The sequence below is a fragment of the Pseudomonas sp. GW821-FHT07F01 genome (assembly GCF_059418825.1).
Window position 1 is genome coordinate 261264 of sequence record NZ_JBWKQO010000009.1, and the last position, 20453, is coordinate 281716.

At 61.8% G+C, this 20453-nt stretch carries 17 protein-coding genes; 12 read left to right on the forward strand and 5 right to left on the reverse strand.

All coding sequences use genetic code 11. From position 1 onward, the window contains the following. Positions 1-31: 31 nt before the first annotated feature. On the forward strand, positions 32-475 hold the full coding sequence (locus AC07R1_RS29775; RefSeq protein WP_011062633.1) for a MarR family transcriptional regulator: 444 nt from the start codon (positions 32-34) through the stop codon (positions 473-475). Positions 476-762: 287 nt separating this feature from the next. Beyond that, positions 763-2112: an NCS2 family permease gene (locus AC07R1_RS29780; RefSeq protein ID WP_015636600.1), complete on the forward strand. Its 1350-nt coding sequence runs from the start codon at positions 763-765 to the stop codon at positions 2110-2112. Between the two features lie 237 nt (positions 2113-2349). Here AC07R1_RS29780 and uraH read toward each other — a convergent pair whose 3' ends face one another. Then, complete coding sequence (gene uraH, locus AC07R1_RS29785; RefSeq protein ID WP_011062635.1) at positions 2350-2703, reverse strand: hydroxyisourate hydrolase; 354 nt, start codon at positions 2701-2703, stop codon at positions 2350-2352. Positions 2704-3126: 423 nt separating this feature from the next. Between uraH and puuE the strand changes: the two genes are divergently transcribed. The 7 genes from puuE to AC07R1_RS29820 all read left to right on the forward strand — a co-directional run bounded on the left by puuE (position 3127) and on the right by AC07R1_RS29820 (position 10568). Further along, entirely contained in the window at positions 3127-4053 is a 927-nt protein-coding gene (puuE, locus tag AC07R1_RS29790) for an allantoinase PuuE (protein ID WP_011062636.1), read from the forward strand. Next, positions 4050-4565 carry a 2-oxo-4-hydroxy-4-carboxy-5-ureidoimidazoline decarboxylase gene (uraD, locus tag AC07R1_RS29795; RefSeq protein WP_011062637.1) on the forward strand — a complete coding sequence of 172 codons (516 nt, stop codon included), beginning with the start codon at positions 4050-4052 and terminating at the stop codon, positions 4563-4565. Before puuE ends, uraD begins: the two co-directional genes overlap by 4 nt. Positions 4566-4660: 95 nt before the next feature. Beyond that, entirely contained in the window at positions 4661-5656 is a 996-nt protein-coding gene (gene alc / locus AC07R1_RS29800) for an allantoicase (protein WP_053153200.1), read from the forward strand. A gap of 83 nt (positions 5657-5739) precedes the next feature. Beyond that, a complete protein-coding gene (locus AC07R1_RS29805; protein ID WP_011062639.1) occupies positions 5740-6243 on the forward strand; it encodes an ureidoglycolate lyase in 504 nt (167 codons plus the stop codon). Positions 6244-6294: 51 nt separating this feature from the next. Next, on the forward strand, positions 6295-7617 hold the full coding sequence (locus AC07R1_RS29810) for a urate hydroxylase PuuD (protein ID WP_015636602.1): 1323 nt from the start codon (positions 6295-6297) through the stop codon (positions 7615-7617). A 168-nt stretch (positions 7618-7785) separates the two neighbouring features. Next, positions 7786-9144, forward strand: a complete 1359-nt coding sequence (locus AC07R1_RS29815; protein WP_019093448.1) for a nucleobase:cation symporter-2 family protein — start codon at positions 7786-7788, stop codon at positions 9142-9144. A 638-nt stretch (positions 9145-9782) separates the two neighbouring features. After that, the gene (locus tag AC07R1_RS29820) at positions 9783-10568 is read left to right on the forward strand and encodes an outer membrane protein OmpK (RefSeq protein ID WP_011062642.1); all 786 of its coding nucleotides are present in this window, start codon (positions 9783-9785) and stop codon (positions 10566-10568) included. Positions 10569-10624: 56 nt separating this feature from the next. Here AC07R1_RS29820 and AC07R1_RS29825 read toward each other — a convergent pair whose 3' ends face one another. Beyond that, positions 10625-11410 carry a FadR/GntR family transcriptional regulator gene (locus AC07R1_RS29825; RefSeq protein WP_019093447.1) on the reverse strand — a complete coding sequence of 262 codons (786 nt, stop codon included), beginning with the start codon at positions 11408-11410 and terminating at the stop codon, positions 10625-10627. A gap of 160 nt (positions 11411-11570) precedes the next feature. Here AC07R1_RS29825 and AC07R1_RS29830 point away from each other — a divergent pair, with 160 nt between their 5' ends. Next, positions 11571-12881 carry an MFS transporter gene (locus tag AC07R1_RS29830; protein WP_011062644.1) on the forward strand — a complete coding sequence of 437 codons (1311 nt, stop codon included), beginning with the start codon at positions 11571-11573 and terminating at the stop codon, positions 12879-12881. 15 nt (positions 12882-12896) lie between these two features. Continuing rightward, complete coding sequence (gene denD / locus AC07R1_RS29835) at positions 12897-13871, forward strand: SDR family oxidoreductase (RefSeq protein WP_495111217.1); 975 nt, start codon at positions 12897-12899, stop codon at positions 13869-13871. A gap of 76 nt (positions 13872-13947) precedes the next feature. Here denD and AC07R1_RS29840 read toward each other — a convergent pair whose 3' ends face one another. The 3 genes from AC07R1_RS29840 to AC07R1_RS29850 form a co-directional block, all read right to left on the reverse strand. Then, complete coding sequence (locus tag AC07R1_RS29840; protein ID WP_495111218.1) at positions 13948-17139, reverse strand: autotransporter family protein; 3192 nt, start codon at positions 17137-17139, stop codon at positions 13948-13950. A 254-nt stretch (positions 17140-17393) separates the two neighbouring features. Further along, positions 17394-18560, reverse strand: coding sequence for a patatin-like phospholipase family protein (locus AC07R1_RS29845; protein ID WP_011062647.1), 1167 nt, complete (start codon positions 18558-18560; stop codon positions 17394-17396). A gap of 50 nt (positions 18561-18610) precedes the next feature. After that, complete coding sequence (locus AC07R1_RS29850) at positions 18611-19543, reverse strand: lipid A biosynthesis lauroyl acyltransferase (RefSeq protein ID WP_015636608.1); 933 nt, start codon at positions 19541-19543, stop codon at positions 18611-18613. A 122-nt stretch (positions 19544-19665) separates the two neighbouring features. Here AC07R1_RS29850 and minC point away from each other — a divergent pair, with 122 nt between their 5' ends. Continuing rightward, positions 19666-20400 carry a septum site-determining protein MinC gene (minC, locus tag AC07R1_RS29855; RefSeq protein WP_011062649.1) on the forward strand — a complete coding sequence of 245 codons (735 nt, stop codon included), beginning with the start codon at positions 19666-19668 and terminating at the stop codon, positions 20398-20400. Positions 20401-20453 lie beyond the last annotated feature (53 nt).

The window sequence follows — 20453 nt, forward strand, 5'->3', positions numbered from 1 at the left end:
AAATTACGCCGACCTTTGCAGATACGTCAATATGCTTGACCTTAAAAACCAGGCTTCGCAGCAAGCGGCCATGGAAGCTTTCTTCTTCGGCTATCAGGCGTTTACCGCCAAGGCCGACGAAATGCTCGAACGCCGGGGCCTGAGCCGGGTGCACCAGCGCATCGTGTTTTTCATCGCCCGCTATCCCGGGCTCAGCGTCAAGGAACTGCTCAATCTGCTGGGGGTGAGCAAGCAGGCATTGAACACACCCTTGCGCCAATTGATGGAAATGCATCTGGTGGACAGCGTCGCCCCGGACAGCGACAAGCGTAAGCGCCTGTTGCAGTTGACCGCCGATGGCACAGGCTTCGAGCAATCCCTGCGCCGCGAGCAGGTCAAACTCCTGCAACGGGCCTTCAGCGAAGCTGGCGAGAGTGCGGTCAATGGCTGGCTGGCGGTGAACCAGGCGCTGGCCGGCAAACCCGTCGAAGACTGAGCCCCTGCGGGCGCCATTCATTGGTGCGCCGGCCCCGGCCTTGCCCCAAACCCTTGCACACCCCGGCGCAACGTCGGGGCCGCGATATAGCCATGTTCGCGGATTTTTCGCACACAACCCCAAAAACATTATTTGCTTTCTTTGTATACAAACGCATAATTCGCCCGACGAGTTCTTGACCCACAGGTCAACAAAACCCGCACGCCTTACCTGCCTCAAAGAGCCGCTGCCCACCCTTGCGTGTCCGGCTCTGGAAAAAACAATAAAACTCTTGAGGAGTACTCGCTGTGGAAAGCCGCAAATCCGAAGCCTCTACGCTCGATCTCTCGCCGTCGCTGAACAGCGGCTGGCTGGAGCGCATCTTCAAACTCAGGTTGCATGGCACCACGGTGAAGACCGAGTTGATTGCCGGTCTGACAACCTTCATCACCATGGCCTACATCATCTTCGTCAACCCCAACATCATGGCCGACGCCGGCATCGATCACGGCGCAGCCTTCGTCGCCACCTGCATCGCCGCCGCCCTAGGCTGCCTGTTGATGGGCCTGTACGCCAACTGGCCGGTGGGCCTCGCACCGGGCATGGGGCTCAACGCCTTCTTCACCTACACCGTGGTCGGCACCATGGGCTACCACTGGGAAACTGCCCTTGGCGCGGTGTTCATTTCCGGTGTGCTGTTCATGATCCTGACCCTGTCGCGGGTACGTGAATGGCTGCTCAACAGCATTCCGGTGAGCCTGCGGTTCGCCATGGGTGCCGGGGTCGGGCTGTTTCTCGGCCTGATCGGCCTGAAGACGGCCAACATCATCGTCGACAGCCCGGCCACCCTGATCAAGCTCGGCAACCTGCGAGACCCCGGCCCACTGCTGGCGGCCGTCTGCTTCTTGATGATCGCAGTGCTCAGCTATCACCGGGTCTTCGGCGCGATTCTCATCAGTATCATCGCCGTGACCCTGGCCGGCTGGGGCCTGGACCTGGTGCACTACAACGGGATCATGTCCACTCCGCCGAGCCTGGCGCCGACCTGGATGGCCATGGACATCGCCGGCGTGTTCAACGTCAGCATGATCAGCGTGGTCCTGGCGTTCCTCTTCGTGCACATGTTCGACACCGCCGGCACCCTGATGGGCGTGGCCCAGCGCGCCGGCCTGGTGAACGCCGATGGCAAGATCGAGAACCTCTCCCGCGCACTCAAGGCGGACAGTGCCTCCAGCGTGTTCGGTGCCGTGGTCGGTGTACCACCAGTCACCAGCTATGTGGAAAGTGCCGCCGGGGTCGCCGCTGGTGGCCGCACCGGGCTGACCGCGGTCACCGTGGGCGTGCTGTTCATTGCCGCAATGTTCTTCGCTCCCCTGGCAGGCATGATCCCCGCCTATGCCACCGCCGGCGCGCTGATCTATGTGGCGATGCTGATGATGGGCGGCATGGCCCACATCAACTGGGACGAGGCCACCGACAGCATTCCGGCCATCGTCACCGCGATCATGATGCCCCTGACCTTTTCCGTCGCCGATGGCATTGCCCTGGGCTTCATCACCTATGTGGTGCTGAAGGCCGGCACCGGCAAGTACAAGGAAATCTCCATCAGCCTGTATGTGCTGTGCGCGATTTTCATCGCCAAGTTCATTTTCCTCTAGGACGCCCTGCTCCACACAGGCCCCATCCCGCTGGATGGGGCTTTTTCGTTGCCGATGATCGGCTGTGGCCAGCAGGTCCGGGGCGGTCACAGGGCCCTTTCGGCGGCGAGCCGGCTCCAGCGGGATCTAGTGGAGCCGACGACCAATGAAGGCTTTATGCCAGACGAAAAAAAGCCCGCAGTGTGGGCGGGCAAGGACCAAAGAAGCTATTTGCGCAGGATTCTTGGGGGGAAAGTCCTAGCTTCCTCTGTAGGTCGAATAGCTGTAAGGCGAGATCAGTAGCGGTACGTGATAGTGGTCCTGCTCGGCGCTGATGCCGAACCGCAGTACCACCACATCCAGGAACGCCGGCTGCGGCAGTTGCACACCACGGGCACGGTAGTAGTCACCGGCATGGAAGTGCAGCTGGTACACCCCGGAACGGTAGTCATCACCCTGCAGCAGCGGCGCATCGCAACGGCCATCGCTGTTGGTCAGGGTGCTGGCGACCAATTCCAGCTGGGCCCCTTCCACTCGATACAGCTCGACCTTGATAGCGCTGCCAGGGCAGCCATGTGCGGCATCCAAAACGTGTGTAGTCAAACGTCCCATTGATTCTGCGTGCCTGGCGCCTTCAAGCGTTCAGGCCTCGCGCCTCCCGGAGTCAGTAATTGAAGGAGACCGCAGCGTTTCGACCGGTGAAAAGCTGCGGCGAGAGCAAGATTAAGACATTTTTCAAAAAAATTGTACACAATAATAATCGCAAATATTCCCGGCCCCGCGACGCTTCGAATGCATCAGCGGATTTGCCTGAACGCCATAGCGACAGACGACTTGTCATCCATTAGCTGACCATCCAGGCAAGTTTCTTGCAGGTGACAGCCATAGCGATAAAAGCGGAAAAATGCAAAAAATCAGGCTTACAAAGTGAAGACAAACTTGTATACAATCATTCCATCGCAGTGACGCCCACCTGGCTTTCCGGCTTCAGGTTCCGCCACGCCACCGTTATCACGAATAAGAAGGAAGACTGCAGTGAGCGCTGACTACCCTCGCGACCTGATCGGTTACGGCTCCAACCCTCCTCACCCTCACTGGCCGGGCAATGCCCGCGTCGCCCTGTCCTTCGTGCTCAATTACGAAGAGGGTGGCGAGCGCAACATCCTTCATGGCGACAAGGAATCGGAAGCCTTCCTCTCGGAAATGGTCTCGGCGCAACCGCTGCAGGGCGAGCGCAACATGAGCATGGAATCGCTATACGAGTATGGCAGCCGTGCCGGCGTCTGGCGGATCCTCAAGCTGTTCAAGGAATTCGACATTCCACTGACCATCTTCGCCGTGGCCATGGCCGCCCAGCGTCACCCGGACGTGATCCGCGCCATGGTCGAAGCCGGCCACGAGATCTGCAGCCACGGCTACCGCTGGATCGACTACCAGTACATGGACGAGGCCCAGGAACGCGAGCACATGCTCGAAGCGATCCGCATCCTCACCGAAATCACCGGCGAACGCCCACTGGGCTGGTACACCGGCCGCACCGGCCCGAACACCCGGCGCCTGGTGATGGAGGAAGGCGGCTTCCTCTATGACTGCGACACCTACGACGACGACCTGCCCTATTGGGAACCCAACAACCCCACCGGCAAGCCGCACCTGGTGATCCCCTACACCCTGGACACCAACGACATGCGCTTTACCCAGGTGCAGGGCTTCAACAAGGGCGACGACTTCTTCCAGTACCTGAAGGACGCCTTCGACGTGCTCTACGCCGAAGGTGCCGAAGCGCCGAAGATGCTTTCCATCGGCCTGCACTGCCGCCTGATAGGCCGCCCGGCGCGCCTGGCCTCGCTCAAGCGCTTCCTCGAATACGTCAAGGGCCACGAGCAGGTGTGGTTCAGCCGCCGGGTGGACATCGCCCGTCACTGGCAACAGACCCACCCTTACCAGGGAGCGGCGAAATGACTGCCTTCCAGAGCCTCAAGCCCTCGACCCTGAGCCGCGAAGATTTCGTCAAGGCCTTCGCCGACATCTACGAACACTCGCCGTGGGTTGCCGAAAAGGCCTACGAACTGGGGCTCGACGCCTCCGTCGACCAGATCGAGACCCTGCACCAGCGCATGAGCGACATCCTGTTGAGCGCCGATCACGCCAGCCAGCTGGCACTGATCAACGCTCACCCGGACCTGGCCGGCAAAGCCGCCGTCCAGGGCCAGTTGACCGAAGCCAGTACCAATGAGCAGGCCGGCGCTGGTATTCACCAATGCACCGCCGAAGAGTTCCAGCGCTTCACCGAGCTCAACGACGCCTACAAGGCCAAGTTCAAGTTTCCCTTCATCATGGCGGTGAAGGGCAGCAATCGGCACCAGATCCTCGCCGCATTCGAAACCCGCATCCACAACTCGGTGGACACCGAGTTCAAATGCGCACTGGCTGAAATCAACAAGATCGCCCTGTTCCGCTTGCTGACCCTGTAGCGATTGCCCGCCTGGCCCGAGAAAGCATCTGCATCGATGCATTTCCCAGGGCCTCGCGAGCACCCCGGCCACTGAATTCAAGGCAGACAAGAAGAATGAAAACCAACGCCGTAGCTTTCGAGAAGTTCGTCAACCTGGCCGATGCCCGGCTGGGAACCAAGATCATCTCGGTCACCGATGACTGGTTCGCCGACGCCAACCGCCTGTTCCAACCGACTCCGGCGGTGTGGAAGGAAGGCGTATTCGATGACAACGGCAAGTGGATGGATGGCTGGGAATCACGCCGCAAGCGCTTCGAAGGCTACGACAGTGCGGTCATCCGCCTCGGCGTGGCCGGCTCGATCAAGGGCGTGGACATCGACACTTCATTCTTCACCGGCAACTTCCCGCCCTCGGCCTCCCTGGAAGCCTGCTTCCTGGCCGCAGGCGAACCGGATGAAAGCACCCAGTGGACCGAAGTGCTGCCGGCGGTGGAGTTGCAGGGCAACAGCCACCACTACCACGAGATCCACAACCACCAGCCGTTCAGCCACCTGCGCTTCAACATCTACCCCGATGGCGGCGTAGCACGGCTGCGGGTCTACGGCATTCCCTACCGCGACTGGTCGGCCATCGGCGACGACGAACAGGTCGACCTGGCTGCCGCCCTCAACGGCGGCCGCGCCCTGGCCTGCTCCGACGAGCACTTCGGGCGCATGGGCAACCTCCTCAACCCCGGCCGCGGCATCAACATGGGTGACGGTTGGGAAACCGCCCGGCGCCGTACTCCCGGCAACGACTGGGTGATCATCGCCCTGGGCCATGCCGGTGAAATCGAAAAGATCATCGTCGACACCCTGCACTTCAAGGGCAACTACCCGGACAGCTGTTCGATCCAGGGCGCCTTCGTCAAGGGTGGCACCGACAGCCAGATCGAAACCCAGAGCCTGTTCTGGCGTGAACTGCTACCCAGCCAGAAGTTGGAAATGCACGCCGAACACAGTTTCGTCGAACAGATCAGGGCACTGGGGGCTATTACCCACGTGCGCCTGAATGTATTCCCGGACGGTGGCGTCAGCCGCCTGCGACTGCTGGGCAAGGTCAAAAAATAAAGGGTCGCGCAGCGCGCGGGCGACCGGTTTGCCCGCAGTAGCCACGGACCAGACAACAACGAACTCGAGATAAGAAGAACAGCATGCGCACATTAGTGATTGAGCCCCTGAGCAAAGAAGCCTTCGCCCCTTTCGGTGACGTAATCGAGACCGACGGCAGCGATCACTTCATGATCAACAACGGTTCGACCATGCGCTTCCACCGCCTGGCAACGGTCGAGACCGCTCAGCCGGAAGACCAGGCCATCATCAGCATCTTCCGCGCCGACGCGCTGGACATGCCGCTGACCATCCGCATGCTGGAACGCCATCCGCTGGGCAGCCAGGCTTTCATCCCGCTGCTCGGCAATCCCTTTCTGATCGTGGTCGCGCCACTTGGCGATGAACCTGTATCGGGCTTGGTCCGTGCCTTTGTCAGTAATGGCAGGCAGGGCATTAATTACCATCGCGGCGTCTGGCACCACCCGGTGCTGACGATCGAAAAGCGGGATGACTTCCTGGTGGTTGATCGCAGTGGCACTGGCAATAACTGCGATGAGCATTTCTTCAAAGAGGATGAGCGTTTGATCCTCGCCCCCCACCAATAAGAGAAGGTCTGATCACCCGACAACAAGGGTGGCAGGCAAGAGGTAAAGACTGTGGAAGCACATCTGTTGGAATGGCTCAACCTGAGCGTGCGTTGGGTACATATGATCACTGGTGTGGCCTGGATCGGCGCATCGTTCTATTTCGTCTGGCTGGAGAACAACCTCAACCGCGTCAACCCCAAGGACGGCCTGTCCGGCGACCTCTGGGCGATTCACGGCGGTGGTATCTATCACCTGGAAAAATACAAGCTGGCACCGCCCTCGATGCCGGAGAACCTGCACTGGTTCAAATGGGAAGCCTACTTCACCTGGATGTCCGGGATTGCCCTGCTGTGCCTGGTGTTCTACTTCAACCCGATGCTCTACCTGGTTGCCCCCGGCAGCGGCCTGACCGGCCCTGAAGGCGTGGCCATCGGTATCGGTGCGTTGATCGCCGGCTGGTTCGTCTATGACTTCCTCTGCGATTCGCCACTGGGCAAGAAACCCGCCCTGCTCGGCTTCATCCTGTTCCTCCTGCTGATCGGCGCTGCCTATGGCTTCAGCAAGGTGTTCAGTGGCCGTGGCGCGTACCTGCATGTGGGCGCCATCATCGGCACCATCATGGTGGGCAACGTGTTCCGCATCATCATGCCGGCCCAGCGCGCGCTGGTGGCAGCGATCGCGGAAAACCGCACCCCCGACCCGACCCTGCCGGCCAAGGGCCTGCTGCGCTCGCGTCACAACAACTACTTCACCCTGCCCGTGCTGTTCATCATGATCAGCAACCACTTCCCGAGCACCTACGGCAGCCAGTACAACTGGTTGATCCTGGCCGGGATCGCGGTCCTGGCGGTATTGGTGCGTCATTACTTCAACACCCGTCATGACAGCCACAAGTTCGCCTGGACCCTGCCCGTCGCGGCACTGGGCATGATCTGCCTGGCCTACGTGACCGGCCCGACCCCAGCGCCAAGCGCTCCGGAAGTGGCCAAGGCCCAGACCCAGTACCAGCCATTGCCGGAAACCGCCCTGGGCGGCAAGCCGGCAACCTCGGCTGCGACAGAGGCACCGGCCGCTCCAGCCGCTGCGGCAACGGCTCCGGCCAGCGCCCCGGCGCAGGCGGCCAATGCCGGCCCGTCCTTCGACAAGGTGCATAGCGTGATCCAGGAGCGTTGCGCGGTCTGCCATTCGGCCAAGCCCACCAGCCCCCTGTTCAGCGCAGCACCTGCCGGGGTGATGTTCGACACTCCTGAGCAGATCCGCCTGCAAGCCGCGCGGATCCAGGCCCAGGCCGTCGCCAGCCAGATCATGCCGCTGGGCAACATCACCCAGATGACCCAGCAGGAACGCGAGCTGGTCGGTGCCTGGATTACCCAGGGAGCCCAGACCAACTGATCAGCCTGGTACCCGGCTGATTCGCGAGCAAGCTCGCTCCTACAGAACCGCAATTGTCTGTAGGAGCGGGCTTTCTTGCCATCAGTCAGAAGATTCGCCTGTTGCAAACACGTTGCGCGTAAAGACGCAGCGGTTAAATCACAAGAATAAAAAGATCCGAGGTGTTGCATGTCCGATTCATCCGAACAGTGCGTCCCCGATGCGCCCGCCATTCAGCGCTTGCCCTTCCTGCAACTGATCCTGGTCGGCCTGCAGCACGTCCTGCTGATGTATGGCGGTGCAATCGCGGTACCGCTGATCATCGGACAGGCCGCTGGCCTGAGTCGTGAAGAAATCGCCTTCCTGATCAATGCCGACCTGCTGGTTGCCGGGATCGCCACCATCGTCCAGTCAATGGGCATCGGCCCCATGGGCATTCGCATGCCGGTGATGATGGGGGCCAGCTTCGCCGCGGTGGGCAGCATGGTGGCCATGGCCGGCATGCCCGGCATCGGCATGCAGGGAATTTTCGGCGCAACCATCGCCGCCGGTTTCTTCGGCATGCTGATCGCGCCGTTCATGTCCAAGGTGGTGCGCTTCTTCCCGCCGCTGGTCACTGGCACGGTCATCACCTCGATCGGTCTCTCGCTGTTTCCCGTGGCGGTGAACTGGGCAGGCGGCGGCAGCAGCGCAGCCCAGTTCGGCTCGCCCATCTACCTGACCATCGCCGCCCTGGTGCTGGGTACCATCCTGCTGATCCACCGCTTCATGCGCGGCTTCTGGGTGAACATCTCGGTACTGATCGGCATGGGCCTGGGCTACATCCTCTGTGGCCTGATCGGTATGGTCGACCTCAGCGGCATGGCCCAGGCGCCCTGGCTGCAGGTGGTCACACCGCTGCACTTCGGCATGCCGCAGTTCCACCTGGCCCCGATCCTCTCCATGTGCCTGGTGGTGGTGATCATCTTCGTCGAGTCCACCGGGATGTTCCTGGCCCTGGGCAAGATCACCGGCCAGGAGGTCACCCCACGCATGCTGCGTCGCGGCTTGCTGTGTGATGCCGGGGCATCGTTCTTCGCTGGCTTCCTCAACACCTTCACCCACTCCTCCTTTGCCCAGAACATCGGCCTGGTGCAGATGACCGGCGTGCGCTGCCGTTCCGTGACCATGGTCGCCGGCGGCCTGCTGATCGTCCTCAGCCTGCTGCCCAAGGCGGCGTTCCTGGTGGCGTCGATTCCACCGGCGGTGCTGGGGGGCGCGGCCATCGCCATGTTCGGCATGGTGGCTGCGACCGGGATCAAGATCCTCCAGGAAGCCGACATCGCCGACCGGCGCAATCAGTTGCTGGTGGCCGTGAGCATCGGCATGGGCCTGATTCCCGTGGTGCGCCCCGAGTTCTTCGCCCACCTGCCCCTGTGGATGAGCCCCATCACCCACAGTGGCATCGCCATGGCGACCTTGAGTGCGCTGGTGCTGAACCTGCTGTTCAACATTCTCGGGGGCAGCGAGCGCGCGGCCAGCAATGCGCAACACGCCCATCAGCACTGAGTCACCAGCAGGGTGCCGGTTCGGCGCCCTGACCTTGCTTCACCGTTCATGCTTGACCGCAGCGCTCGCCCACTCAGGATCGAGCGCTGCCCATTAGACGCTGCGCCTTGAAAATAAGAACAAACAGGGAGCAACACCTATGCAGCCTGCCCAGGCTTTCCTGGCGGTGGCCGCTGGACGGCCATTAGCACCATGCAATCCCCCTGACGGCCGCCAGTCATTGGGACTCTATTGCCCTTCAATGCGGATGCTTGCCTGAGATGGCCCGCATACCCGCCCCAAAGTGGTTGCAAGTGCGCCGTTGCGGAGCACTTGAGCCCTGCCGTGAGAGCCAGTATTCTCCGCGGCCGCGCAAGTCTGGTCTAAAAAAAAGCCCGGATGAAAAACCTGACCCAAGAGCCAACTTATCCCGGCCTGGACAGGTAACAAGGCGCAAGAAAACATCGCGAAAAACACTCTCGCCCGGCGGTATCGCTACAGCCGGACGGGAGTTTTTTGCTTTTTTTCGGCCTTGGCTCAGCTCTTGCTAACAGCAACAAAGCTGACCGATCGGATGGTTTTTTGCAGCAACGAAAAAAGGCGCCAAACCAGAGCGCCAAGTCAAAAAAACGTGGAACTACCTACTTGGGAGCAACCGAATGAAACCGATGTGCAAGAGCCTGATGTTGGCCGCCAGCTTGCTGGCCGGGGGGCAGGCCGTGGCTGGCGACCTGTTGCAATGGCAGAACAACAGCCTGACTTACTTGTATGGCAAGAACTTCGAAGTTAACCCGCAGATTCAACAGACGGTCACTTTCGAACATGCCGATGCCTGGAAGTACGGGGATAACTTTTTCTTCCTCGACCGCATCTTCTATAACGGCAAGGAAGACGGCAACGTCGGCCCGGACACTTACTACGGCGAGTTCACGCCACGCCTGTCGTTCGGCAAGATCTTCGACCAGAAACTTGAATTCGGCCCGATCAAGGACGTGCTCCTGGCGTTCACCTACGAGTTTGGCGAAGGTGACAACGAGTCCTACCTGATCGGCCCGGGCTTCGACCTGGCAGTCCCTGGCTTCGACTATTTCCAGCTGAACTTCTACCAGCGCCACACCGAGGGCAGCCGCCCGGGCGACAACGTCTGGCAGATCACGCCAGTGTGGTCCTACACCATTCCCGTGGGCCGTTCGGACATCCTGATCGACGGCTACATGGACTGGGTGGTGGACAACGACCAGAACGCCAAGGGTACCTACCACGCCAACCTGCACTTCAACCCGCAGATCAAGTACGACCTGGGCAAGGCGCTGAATTGGGGCGCCAAGCAGCTGTACGTCGGCTTCGAGTACGACTACTGGAAGAACAAGTACGGTATCGAGGACTCGCGCAACTTCGAGACCAACCAGGACACCGCCAGCCTGCTGGTCAAGTACCACTTCTGATGCTTGGCTGATGCCGCCTGCGCCCCTCCATGGAGGGGCGCAGGCGGTGTTTTCCATCAGGCAATGCGTGAACCGGAATCCCGCCAGAATGCCGGATCGGCACTCTTGAGCCGCTCCACCGCGTTATGGATGTGGCTCAGCGCCGCTTGCCTCGCCCCTTCGACATCCCGCGCCGCAATCGCCCGATAGACCGCCAGATGCTCGGCACGCACCGTGCGCGCCAGATCCTTGCGCCGTTCCTCATTGGAGCGGGTGATACGAATCGCTTCCTTGATGAATTGCGCAATGAATTCATGCAGGGAGGGGTACAGCGGGTTACCCGTGGCCTGGGAAATCGACAGATGGAACGCCAGGTCCTGCTCCACCCCATCCTGACCCGCCTGCTCGGCGCTATCGATAGCCAGCAGCGCCTGATGAATCGCCTCTAACTGCGAAGGGGTATGGCGCTGGGCCGCCAGGGCCGCCGCCTCGCCTTCGATACCACGACGCAGTTCGGTGACCCTGAGCACCGCCTCGATCGAGCCACGTACGTCCAGGTCGATAGTGAACGCCTTGATATGGGCGCCCTCGCACACCACGGTGCCGCTGCCTTGGCGCACCTCCACCAGGCCCGCCGACTTCAAGCGCGATATGGCCTCGCGGATGACGGTGCGGCTGACGCCGAAACGCTCGCACAGAACCGGTTCGGTGGGCAGGCGCGCTCCCGGCAGGACTTCGCCATTGGCGATGTGTGCCTTGAGCGCCGCAGTCACCTGGTCCGCCAGCGTGCCCTTGGCCGAATCCTTGAGCGTCGCCAGGGAATCGGCGGCGGGGAAAGCGTTATCAGGCTTGGACATGGGCATCTCGGTAGTCAAATTGGCTAACGGTACTGCATTTCAGGCACGCCGTCCTGCCCGAAGCCTGCCATTGAATTCGTATGATGTATTATGTTATCTAAGCCATGTCAGCAAGTCCGATAAAAACAAAATCACCCAAATACAAGAAACAAGGATGGGTAAAGACATGCCTGAATCACTGTCGCAAACCGCCTCGGCCCCGGTCACCGCCTCCTTCGAGGACCTGGCCTACCGTAAAGTCGCCTGGCGCATCCTGCCGCTACTGTTGCTGTGCTACCTGGTGGCCTATCTGGACCGGGTCAACGTCGGCTTCGCCAAGCTGCAGATGTCCGAAGACCTGCAGTTTTCCGAAGCGGTCTATGGCCTGGGCGCCGGGATCTTCTTCATTGCCTACTTTCTGGTGGAGATCCCCAGCAACCTGATCCTGCATCGAGTCGGCGCGCGGCTGTGGATCGCGCGCATCATGATCAGCTGGGGCCTCATTTCCTCGTGCATGGCCTTCGTCAGCACCCCCACTTCCTTCTATGTCATGCGCTTTCTGCTGGGCATCGCCGAGGCCGGGTTCTACCCGGGGGTGATCCTCTACCTGTCGTACTGGTTCCCCTCCAACCGCCGCGGCAAGATGTACGCACTGTTCGCTACCGCCGTGCCGCTTTCGGGGCTGATCGGCGCACCGCTATCCGGGTGGATCATGAGCGCCCTCAATGGCCATCACGGATTCGCCGGCTGGCAGTGGATGTTCTTTCTCGAAGGCCTGCCCTCGATTCTGGTGGGCGGCCTGGTGATCTACTGCCTCAGCGACCGGATCGCCGACGCCGGCTGGCTGACCCGGGAACAGAAGACCCTGCTGCAGAGCAGGATCGAGGCCGAAACCGACGGCCACCAGGTACACAGCGTGCGCCAAGTGTTCGGGCAGCCGCGGATCTGGCTGCTGACCGCCATCTACTTCTGCATGATCGCCGGCTTCTACACCGTCGGTTTCTGGCTGCCCTCCTTGATTCGCCAGGCAGGCGTCAGCGACGTCTTCCAGGTCGGCATGCTCACCGCGATTCCCTATGCCGCAGCGGCGCTGACCATGGTGCTGATATCCCGCAGTGCCGACCGCCTGCGCGAACGTCGCTGGCACCTGGCGCTGACCGCGGTGCTGGGTGGGGTGGGGCTGATGATTTCCGCCACCTGGAGCGACAACTTCACAGTGTCGATGATCGGCCTGACCCTGGGGGCCATGGGCGCCTTCAGCACCCTGCCACTGTTCTGGAGCCTGCCCACTGCCTTTCTCGGCGGCACCGCAGCGGCAGCCGGGATTGCCCTGATCAACTCCTGGGGCAACCTCGCCGGGTTCGTTTCGCCCTACCTGATGGGCTTTCTCAAGGACCTGACCCAGAGCACCACCATCGGCATGTACGTGATGGCCAGTGCGCTGTTCGTCGGAGCCCTGCTGGTCTTCAAGATCCCCGGAAAACTGGTCAATCGCTGATAGTTGGAGTTACTCATGAATATTCTTGTCACCGGCGCCGCCGGGTTTCTCGGACGCCGCCTGATCCAGGCCCTGCTCGAGCGCGGCTCACTCACCGACCGTCACGGCCAGTTGCGCCCCATTCAGCGGATTACCGCGTTCGACCGTGAACCCGTGCAAGGCCTCGACGACCCTCGGGTCCAGGTCAAGGGTGGGGATATCACCGATCCCCAGGTCCTGGCGAACCTGATCGACGCCAACACCCAGAGCATCTTTCACCTGGCCGCAGTGGTCTCCAGCCAGGCAGAAAGCGATTTCGATCTGGGCATGCGCGTCAACTTCAGCGCCACCCAGGGACTGCTGGAACGCGCGCGACAGTTGGGTACTTGCCCGAAGTGGGTGATGACCAGCTCGGTGGCCGTCTTCGGTGGGCAACTGCCGGACACCGTCGGCGATGATCAAGTCTGGTCACCCCAGAGTTCCTATGGCACCCAGAAAGCCATGAACGACCTGCTGCTGGCCGACTATAGCCGTCGCGGCTTCGTCGATGGCCGCAGCCTGCGCATGCCCACCATCGTCGTGCGCCCGGGCAAGCCGAATCTGGCGGCATCAAGCTTTGCCAGCGGCATCATCCGTGAGCCCCTCAACGGTCAGGCCAGTGTCTGCCCGGTGCCCTTGAACACCCGGCTATGGCTGATGTCACCGGCACAGGCCATTGCCAACCTGGTTCACGGTCATGAGCTGGCCGCCGAGCGCTTGAACCAGGGCCGAGTGATCAACATGCCCGGTTTGTCACAGACAGTGGAGCAGATGATCGATGCGCTGCGCGAGGTGGCCGGTGACGCAGTGGCCCGGCAGGTTCAATTGCGGCCGGATGCAGCCATCGAACGCATCGTCGGCTCTTGGCCGGGAGCGTTCAGCACACCTTATGCAAACCAACTGGGCTTCACCGCGGACCCGGACTTTGCCAGCGTGGTCCGACAGTTCATCAGGGATTATCTGCATCGTTGAACAACGGACCGCCCCCAGGATGGCCTCCTTGAGCTGGAGGCCGTCCTCGCTGGGTTTGCCACAAGACCTGCAAGCACTACCAGCTGTAGCTCAGGTTCAACTGCCCGCCGTAACCGTGCTCGCTGGCGCTTCCCGAATGGCCGAATAGATGACTGGATAGCTCCACATCCCGAGCGACCCGCACCTGGGCTCCTACCTTCAATTCCAGAGCATCCCGCGATGGCCTGGCATCGAAGCTGTTACTCCCCATCCGTACCGACGGCACCGCCTCGCTATGCAGCCAGTTGGTTTCGACAAAGGGTCGCAGCACCGATTCATCGGCTGCCTGACCAGGCTGCTGGTAGAGCCGCACGCCAATACTGGAACGCCAGGCATCGGCAGTGCCATTGCGCAACCGCGTATCCCGCAAGTCTGCGGCGCTGGCGGTATAACGGCTATAGATCAGCTGCCCGCGAGGCTCCACCACCCAGGCCCGGAAGGGAGAATCAGCGGCAAATGGCGCCAATGCATACCCGGACTCCAGGGAGGCCGACCATAGGTTCGAATCATAATCGGCGGACCCCAGTTCACTGCTCAGCCGGTTGGTATAGCGACCATACTGCAACCAGGTGTCGACATAGGCGCCCAGCCGGTTCACGTCATCCGCATAGAAAGTGCCATACACGCCCGCCGAATAACCCGAGACCTTGCCATGGGCCTTCGCGCGAACAGCAGTATTGGTGTCGCGGCGCATCAATGTGGAGGTCGAGTCGATGCGCGCGTCGCCATAGCCCGCCATGAGCCCGGCATAGAGCGCACCTTGCGCGCCCACCGGCCGGCGCAGCACCGCCCCGCCCATCTGCACCACATCGCTGCTGGAATCGATATCGACCTTGCCTTCGGCCATGCGCATGCCCTTGTCATGCCGCCCCTGGGCCCGCATCCAGAGTCCCGAATCCTGGCGGTCGGCCCCCAGGCTGCGCTTGCTTGCACGGTCCTGCAGGCCATGGTCGAACATTGTCCTGGTGGCCTGCTGGGTGCCGATATATGCCCCGCCTTCCGGTGCCACCTGGCTGGCTTCTGAGGTCAGGTACCAGTCATTCGTGTTGCCCGAGATGCCACCTTGCACCAGGCTGTACTCATAGCCATTGATCGAAAGGCTGCCGACGCTCCAACGATAACCGCTGGAGCCCGTGTCCAGGTAGAAGGCGTCGGCTGCGATGGTTCCGCCATTGATCGCCTGCACCAGGGGGATCCCTTCCTGCGTCAGCCCCCCCTTACCGCCAGCGTTGAGCACTCGCACTGCGGTTCGGCCACTGGCCGTTCCACCATCGATGACCAGCCGGTCGCTGGGGGACGTGTCTCCGCCCAGGTGGGTGTTGAATACCATCGTGCCATTACCGATGTAGTCGTTAACGGTCAGGGTCTGGAAACCGGCTGCGCCGAACACCAGCGTACCGTTGTTGGTCAAGGTGCCCAGTGTCGAGTCACTGCGTATGTTCCAGCGGCTGCTGTCATCGAGCAGCAGGCTGTTGATCCGCCCCCCGCTCTCGGCCCGCAGAGCCCCCGTCAATTCCGAGCCGGCGCTGAGGCTCAGGTCCACACTGCCGTTCTGGGCAAGGACATCGCCCACCAGCGTCGAGCCGCTGGCCTCGACACTGACCTGGCCGGTATCGACGGGAACATTGTTCAACATTGCCTGGCGGGTCTGCAGAAAGATGCCCTGGGCCTCCTGCCCATCGGCACGCGCAACAATGCTCGAGTTCATCAGGGTGAACTGATGATCGCCGCCACTGGCCAGCAAGCCTGCGCCATCCTGGGTACTGATCTGACTGCCGGTCAGCGAAAGGCTATTGCTCGCCGTCCCGCTGTTGACATAACTCCAGACGCCAGACGCCAGGTCCCCGTGAGTGGCCAGCCGGGAGTTCTCCAAAGTTGCCACCGCACCATTGCCCAGTGCCAGGGCAGACGCACCGTTGCCATTGGTGATGACCTCGGTGCTACTGGCGGCCAGACGCGCATCGTCCGCCCGCACGAACAGACCATGGGCCGCTTGCCCATGGGTGACGACCTCAGACTGTGCCAGGCGCAGGTCGGCCCCCGTAGTTTGTGCCAGGGCGCCGAAGGATCCGGCGCCGAAGGTTTCAATCCTGATATTGCTCGCCTCAATGCAGGCATCGCTGTCGAACTGGTTGTACAGGTACAAACCCAGCGAATTCGCACCGTGAGTGGTGATGCTGCCGTTGCTCAGCGTCGCCTGGCCGGCCCGGTTATCCAGCCCGTGGGCAGACTGGGCGCCGTAGGTGTCGATGCTGAAGCGATCGGCCACCAGCTTCGTCTCGGGCATGAACATCCATATTCCGCCTGCTTGAGCTCCAGAGGAGCTGATGCGGACGTTATTCAACGTGGCGCTGGCGGCGTCGCCATTGAGGTTGAGCCCATAGCCATTGCTGGAGCTCAGCGTTGCATCGCGAATATCGGCTGACGAACCAACGCCGTCGAAGTCGTACCCCAGAAATACTGCGTCCTCGTGGGCAGTGAGGCTGCCGCCAAGCATCGAGAATTTGCCACCATAAAGTCGGGCGCCGGAGTAACTGGCAGAAGTGCCATGGCTGTCGATGAAGGCCAGGCTTGACCCGGCCCCCCTGACATACAGAACCGAAGCGTTCTCGCCCGCCGTATCGATGGTGACCGCCTCCAGCGTCATTGAGGCGCGCTGGGACACCTCGGCGCCATATCCGTTGGCATTACTGGTAGAGATGCTCAGGTTACGAGCGTCCAGGGCCGTTCCCGCATCCGAGGCGACCACGCCATGGCCATAGATGCCGAGGGTGGTAATGCTGCCACCGTCAAGCGTGATACGGCCACCACCGTACGCGTAGGCACCAAATGATTGCCGGGAAGTGAGCGAGGTGCCGGTGGCGACGATTTCACTGCCAGGACCACGGGCCTCGAGCGCGTAAGTGCGGTGGCTCAGTACCTGGCTATCCACCAGAGTCACTTGTCCACCATCGCTGGCGCTGACCCCGACCGTGAAGTTGCCGCCCGGGGAACCGGCCTGGATATCAACCCCTTCGGCATTCAGGTTATTGCCCTTGGCCGAAATGTTGATCGCCGCCCCCGGGCCGTCATAGATCACGGAGTCGCCCGGATGCAGGTTCATCGAATCACCGCCAGCCGGATTGGAGAGATCAATCTGGCCGTACTCAGCAGCTCGCACCTGGATCGACACAGCCACGAGGGACATCGTAAAAAGGCCCGACAGCGTCGAGCGGACCAATCGTTGCATGAGACTACCTACCACATTTGCGTCGCAGGCTCCTCAAGACAATGTCCACAATTGACAGCAAATGGCCGTAGAAAGCAGGAGGAACCGCGATGATGATCGACATTGATCTCCACCATCATCCAAGCGATCCCGAACCTTTGTAATCAGATTGATCTTAAAAGACTGCACCGGCACTCGGCAGCGCCGGCAATAGAGAGCAGGAAGGGCTGCGCGCATTGTTCCGCACGCAGGCGCGTGCATGCTCCCAAGCGGATTCAGGCCCGTGGCGCGCGCGCCAGCCCAAGGAAGCGCGCCAGCTCCTCGCGCTTGGCCAGGGCGTCACTGCGTCCCAGCTCGATCAGCTCGTTGCAGTAGGCCGCTTCGAACAGCAGATAGCTCAAGACCCCTGCGCCGCTGGTGCGGGTCGCCCCGGGCCCACGCAGGAATACACGCAACGCTGCCGGCAGCTCATGCCGATGACGAGCGGCAATCTCGTCGATGGGCTGGCTGGGGGCAATCACCAGTACTTCCACTGGAGCAATGCCCAGGGCGCGGTCGGCCGCGCTGCCGGGCAGCAACCGGCTGAAATGATTGAGCCGCTCCAGCAATTCGATATCGCTTTCCAGGCTGTCGATGAAGGTGCTGTTGAGCATGTGCCCGCCAATCTGCGCCAGGGTCGGCTCCTGACCGGTGTAGGTCCGCTGCCCGGCGCTCTCCGGATCGTTGCCCCGTGGGTTGCCGCTGACGCCCACCACCAGCACACGGCTGGCCCCCAGGTGCAGGGCCGGGCTGATGGGCGCCGACTGGCGCACCGCCCCATCGCCGAAATACTCCTGGTCGAGCTTCACCGGCGCGAACAGCAAGGGGATCGCCGAACTGGCCAGCAAGTGATCCACCGTCAGATGGGTGGGAATGCCGATCCGTCGATGCCGCAGCCAGGGATCGATCACCCCGCCCCCTTGATAGAAGGTCACCGCCTGGCCGGATTCGTAGCCGAACGCGGTTACCGCCACAGCGTGCAATTGGCCCTGGGCAATCGCGTCGTTGATGCCCGACAGGTGCATGTGTTCGTTGAGCAGCTCGCGCAGCGGCGAGTTGTTGATCAGCGCCACCGGCACCTGGGCACCCAGCCCCAGCAGGCTGTGGCCGACAAAGCGGCTGGCCTGGCGAATGACCCCGGGCCAGTCGCTGCGCATTACCTGATCACTGCGAAAGTTGCGCCAGAACGCCGTGAGGCGCTGGATCGCCGCAGAAAAGTCCGCGGCGCCACTGGCCAGGCTGACGGCATTGATGGCCCCCGCTGAAGTGCCGACGATCACCGGGAACGGGTTGCGCGCCCCCGGGCCCAGCAACTCGGCAATCGCCGCCAGCACGCCGACTTGATAAGCGGCCCGGGCACCACCGCCGGAAAGAATCAAACCTGTTACCGGTCCAGCACTCATTGCTTCACTCCATCCATGGCGTACCAGGGCCGCTCATCAAGGCCAGAGGGTCAACCGCGCTTCTTATAGAGCTTGGGCTCGCCTGGCGGCCGGCTCTTGAAGCGACGGTGAGCCCAGAGGTACTGCTCGGGGCAGGCGCGCAAGGCAGTTTCCACCCACTGATTGATTCGCAGGCAATCCTCCTCTTCGGTGGCGCCGGGAAAATCCGTCAGGGGAGCATGGATCACCAGACGGTACCCACTGCCATCGGCCAGGCGTTCCTGGGTGAAAGGCACCACCAGCGCCTTGCCCAGGCGGGCGAACTTGCTGGTAGCGGTGACCGTCGCGGCCTGGATACCGAACAGCGGCACGAAAACGCTCTGCTTGGCGCCATAGTCCTGGTCCGGCGCATACCAGATCGCCCGCCCGGACCGCAGCAGCTTGAGCATGCCGCGCACGTCGTCGCGCTCTACCGCCAGGGAATCGAGGTTGTGGCGCTCGCGCCCGCGGCGCTGGATGAAGTCGAACAGTGGGTTCTTGTGTTCGCGGTACATGCCATCGATGGTGTGTTGCTGGCCCAGCAGCGCCGCGCCGATCTCCAGGGTGGTGAAGTGCAGGGCCATGAGAATCACCCCATGACCGTCGCGCTGGGCCTGCTTGAGGTAGTCCAGCCCTTCGACATGGGCCAGCCGAGCCAGCCGCGGCTTGGACCACCACCAGCTCATGGCCATCTCGAAGAAGGCGATCCCGGTGGAGGCGAAGTTCTCCTTGAGCAGGCGTTTGCGTTCCGCGGCGGATTTTTCCGGGAAACACAGTTCCAGGTTGCGCTTGGCAATCCGCCGGCGCTCACCGGCCACCCGGTACATCAGCGCCCCGAGGGCGCGACCGATGTGCAGCAATGCGGCATAGGGCAACTGGACGATCAGCCATAACACACCAAGCCCCAGCCACAGCGGCCAGAAACGTGGAGACAAGAATGCAGCTCGAAAACGCGGGCGATCCATTACAGATTCCGGGACAGACAACAAGGTCGCGCATTCTACATCGGTTCGACCTGGCTTGCGGGGCGCGGGCGATCTCGTTATAAGTCTCGGCACTTTTAGTGACAAGCCGCCTTCTGCAGACCATGAGCCAAACCGAATCGCTAGACCAAGATCCTGTGTTCCAGTTAAAGGGCAGCATGCTCGCCATCACCGTGCTGGAACTGGCCCGCAACGACCTCGAAGGCCTCGATCGCCAACTGGCCGCGAAAGTCGCCCAGGCGCCGAACTTCTTCAGCAACGCCCCGCTGGTACTGGCCCTGGACAAGCTGCCTGCTGGCGAAGGCTCGGTGGATCTGCCCGGGCTGATGCGCGTCTGCCGCCAGCACGGCCTGCGGACCCTGGCGATCCGCGCCAGCCGCATCGAAGACATTGCCGCGGCGATTGCCGTCGACCTGCCGGTGCTGCCGCCTTCCGGCGCCCGGGAGCGGCCGCTGGAGCCACCGGAAAGTGAAATCAAGAAGCCGGAAAAACCGCCGGAACCCACCATCAAACCGACTCGCATCATCACCTCGCCCGTACGCGGCGGGCAGCAGATCTATGCCCAGGGTGGCGATCTGGTAGTGGTGTCCTCGGTCAGCCCCGGTGCGGAACTTCTCGCCGATGGCAATATCCATGTATACGGCCCCATGCGCGGTCGCGCCCTGGCCGGAGTCAAGGGTGACACCAAGGCGCGGATTTTCTGTCAGCAATTGAGCGCTGAACTGATCTCCATCGCAGGCCAGTACAAGGTTTCCGAGGACCTGCGACGCGACCCGCTGTGGGGCTCCGGAGTCCAGGTCAGCCTGTCGGGTGACGTGTTGAACATCACACGTCTTTAACGGATACTGCCGCATTTTCCAAGCATCTCTAAAACGTAGCGAAAACGGCTCAA